The following is a 3,679-nucleotide window of genomic DNA, read 5'->3' as shown; positions in this document are numbered from 1 at the left end:
TCCCTCAATCTGATCCATATACGCATCGGCAGCCTCACCGGCCCAGCCCGCAACACCAGACGACGACGCTGCTCCGACCTGCGTCGCATTAACCTCGTTACCAGCCCGCCCAAACCGATTCGCCGCAACATAGCACGCCCCTGACGTATCCTGCGGCACTTCAAAGGTAAACCCAGCCATCACTCGTTCTCCTCGCCACTCATACGCGCTTCAAGATCCAAATACGACTGCGACTCCGTAGACTCCGTCTCATCAAAATTCGCTACCGCACCATCCGTGCCCGACCCCAAAATCGCACACGCATCAGAAAACTCAGCCACCACATCACGCATCATCCGCTTAAACGCCACAACCCTGCCAGGCATCTGTTTCGTCTTCGGACCCACACCAGAAGGCGTGTCAGACACGCACTCATCAACATCCGTGGCCTCAATCAACGCAGAAATCGCACCAAACACATCCGCATCATGCCAGTTCTCGTTCGCAGCAACCCCCACCGCCTCACGATCAAACTCGATACTCATCGTTATGTCTCCCTCGCCAAAGTTATCTCGAGTATTTCGCCACTAATAGACATCGGACCAACCCGCCTAGGGGGACTGGCCCAACAATCGACCCAGCACGCTCACGGCGGCGGCACACACCGTACTCGACGGCCCGAAGTACATCCCTGGACTTCCCGCACGTGGTCCGACCGCCACCTGCTTCCAGATCCCGGCGAACGCGCCACATGCCGCAGACCCACATAGACCCACATACTCATGGCGGCCGTCCCGGCACGGCCGGATCGACCAACAGCCTAACCGGGCCGACGGGCACACATGCCCGCGGGCACCGGGAGCCGTGACTACTACCTGCCGGTGTCATTGTTGTTGTCCGTCTTCGCGGGGCGGCCGCCAGTACAGGAGGGGGCGGGAGAACATTTCACGACGGGTAGCCTCCTCAGCCTCACGCCGCTCACGCTCGCGCACACTCTCCGCACCATGCCGGCTCAACCACACCGCATCCAACCGCTTGAGCGCTTCCTCCTTGCGACGTTCCTCTTCCTGCGGATCCGGAACCTCCCGACCACGCAAAGCACACCACACCTCCGGACTCCACTTCCGCTCCCGCTCATCCCTCTTCTTACGACCAGCACCACGCATGCCCGCACCACGGGCGCCAGCCTGCTGCACCTGGCCACCACGGACACCACCCGCGCCACGGCCAGTGGCCTGCTGATTCACACCACGAACACCAGACCCACGGGCACCGGTCCCACGACCGCCAGCCTGCTGCGCCTGACCGCCACGAACACCCGTCCCGGCGCCACGGTTGCCGGCAGCCCCACGACCACCAGCGGCCTGGCCGCCCCGTGCACTGGTGCCGCGGGCACCAGTTTGCTGTGCTTGACCACCACGAACGCCGGTTCCACGGGTTCCAGTGCCGGTTCCTTGTTGGGGTTGGCCGGAGAGGGGGATACGGGTGGGGCGCATACCCATCTGTTGGGCGTTACTCAACCGCACACCCGCTCCACGGGCCAGCCCAGCCGCACCAGCAGCCGCACCCGCCGCACCGGCAGCACCAGCAGCACTGCCTGTGGGGTTGTTGTTGTCCTGGAACGAGAGGCGTCCGGCTTCCCGGACCCGGTCCATCAGATTACCTTCACCCGGACCATACAGGTAGCGTGCCTCCGCCGAATCAGCCCGAATCATCCTGCCTTGTGGAGTACCCACCATGCCCTCGACACGCTCACCCGCATACCAGGAAAACATCCACGCCGCACTAGCCGGCACGCCCACACCAGCAGCAATCGCACCCACCGACGGAACAACAGACCCACCACCATCCGACACGTCTGGGTCCGTGTCGGTCGGGCGGCCCTCCGCCAACGCCGCCGCATACGACGCCCCACCATCGCTCGGCAGGCCCGTCACCGACACATCCACACCAGACGACGGCGGCGTGTAGGTCACATACGAGCGTGGAGCCGCCTTCTCACTCCTGGGGAGCATGCGAATCGCACGATCCACCTCCTCACCCACATAATCCACCATCCGCGCAGCCTTCTCCTCATACCCACTATCACGAGCCTCATACGCCTGATGGACATGCTCCAACTGCCCCGTCACATCCACACCCGGATTCACCGTCGCAACACCATTAAGCGCACCCGACTGCGCCACATACGCCGCATCCGACGACGTCGTATCCGCACTGATTTCTTCATGCGCCTGCCGAGCTACCTCCGTCACATCCGCAATCACCTCCGCCGACTTACTCATCGCCCGAATGTCGTCGGCATGCTGGCCCATCCGTTTCCGGATACCCTCCATTGAGCTGCGAAACGCTTCGCCCGCCGCGCCACGAATCCCTAAATCATCCGGATTCATCCGCCGAGCAATCGTGCCCCGCAACTGCTCAAAACCCTCACTCACCTTCCCGTAAATGTGCTGGAGGTGTCGGGCCTCGTTCGGGTCGAACGTGGCGATCTCCGCCAACGTGTCACGCTGCTCCCGACTCGCCATCTGCTGTCCCCTCTCCCCTCGTGTCCCAGTCGGAGCCAATACTCGGTGAGCCGCCCGCACCCGGACCACAATCATCTGTGACGCAACAGACTCTAACGGCTCATCGTTGTCTTGTCCAGCGGATACGGAAGCATATTTCTTGCCCTCAACATGCACACCACCATGTTTGTGCAGGTCACGGGCCCGTCACGCCGCTTTCACGACTCTCAAATCACTGTGGAGAATGCGGCCCACATCGTGATCTGACACAATCAAAGAAGCACAACAACCCACAGCATTCAAGTAGAGCGGAGACCTCATGACCACACCACCGACCGGACCACAACTCCCACACTCCACTAGTCAGGGTCGCCAGTCACACGCGACCAACACATCGGGTACGACGAATGACCTACCGAACACGGCGACTTCACACGCTGCCCGGCAGGGTCTGCCCGGCTGGGCCTGGACACTCCTCGGCACCCTCATCGTCATCGCCGTCGTGATCGCCGGTATCATGATCGCCGGACGCAACCACACCACACCAACAACGGCGACCAGTAGCGGCACGACTAGCCCCGCCCCCGCATCTACGCCGACCATGCCGGAACCGACGGTCTCGCCGACGTCTGGGGTGACGCAGATCGGGGACTGGAGCGTGGAAGTCTTGGAGTACAAGCCTGATGTCACCGAGTACTTGACCACCTACGACCCACCCGTCGAACTAACAGTCGAAGACAACCGGTTCCTCGGCATCAAACTCCGCGTCACCAACACCGGAGAACGAGCCAACGCCTACACTCAACTCGGGCAACGCCTCGATGGTTACACCGAGGGACGTAAAGTCGTCGAACCATACTACATTGACACCGTCGACTACAGGGGTGACGACTACCTTGCCGAAGTCCGCTACCTGGAACCGGGCGAGTCCGGAGAAGGCTGGCTGTTCTACCAAGTCCGCGGCGACTTCGAACTGACCACCATCGAAATGCAAGACAAACGCGACCGCGACAACCCCACCCCCTGGACCGAAGTCCCCTACCCGCAACCCGCCAACGCCACACCCACACCAACCACCACCCCATAACCCCAACCCGACCCACCATGACCTCACTGCCACACCACGACCTGGCCTCACGGCGGCACCACGATCAGAAGTGCCCGCTACTAGTGAAGAGGAACGATAGCCTCCC

4 protein-coding genes are annotated in these 3,679 nt (G+C 62.1%); 1 reads left to right on the top strand and 3 read right to left on the bottom strand.

The window, feature by feature from the left end:
• From EKN07_RS12300 to EKN07_RS12290, 3 genes are all read right to left on the bottom strand, one after another.
• Positions 1–180, bottom strand: a 180-nt coding sequence (locus tag EKN07_RS12300) for a hypothetical protein (protein WP_164546681.1), incomplete at its 3' end; no start/stop codon positions are given.
• Positions 180–524, bottom strand: coding sequence for a hypothetical protein (locus EKN07_RS12295; protein WP_126146560.1), 345 nt, complete (start codon positions 522–524; stop codon positions 180–182). The genes EKN07_RS12300 and EKN07_RS12295, both read right to left, overlap by 1 nt.
• Positions 525–863: 339 nt before the next feature.
• A complete protein-coding gene (locus EKN07_RS12290; protein WP_126146559.1) occupies positions 864–2,507 on the bottom strand; it encodes a hypothetical protein in 1,644 nt (547 codons plus the stop codon).
• A gap of 298 nt (positions 2,508–2,805) precedes the next feature.
• On the opposite strand from EKN07_RS12290, the gene EKN07_RS12285 reads away from it, so the two are divergent.
• Complete coding sequence (locus EKN07_RS12285) at positions 2,806–3,573, top strand: DUF4352 domain-containing protein (RefSeq protein ID WP_126146558.1); 768 nt, start codon at positions 2,806–2,808, stop codon at positions 3,571–3,573.
• Positions 3,574–3,679: the final 106 nt, after the last annotated feature.

Origin of the sequence: Actinobaculum sp. 352 (assembly GCF_003957265.1) — a bacterium.
Taxonomy (GTDB): Bacteria; Actinomycetota; Actinomycetes; order Actinomycetales; family Actinomycetaceae; genus Asp313.
The sequence above is the reverse complement of the archived record's forward strand: the minus strand, read 5'-3'. Positions and strand labels throughout refer to the sequence as shown.

Excerpts from the sequence above, each read along its gene's own strand:
- EKN07_RS12290 (WP_126146559.1), bottom strand. The coding sequence starts at position 2,507 with ATGGCGAGTCGGGAGCAGCGTGACACGTTGGCGGAGATCGCCACGTTC.
- EKN07_RS12285 (WP_126146558.1), top strand. The coding sequence starts at position 2,806 with ATGACCACACCACCGACCGGACCACAACTCCCACACTCCACTAGTCAG.
- EKN07_RS12295 (WP_126146560.1), bottom strand. The coding sequence starts at position 524 with ATGAGTATCGAGTTTGATCGTGAGGCGGTGGGGGTTGCTGCGAACGAG.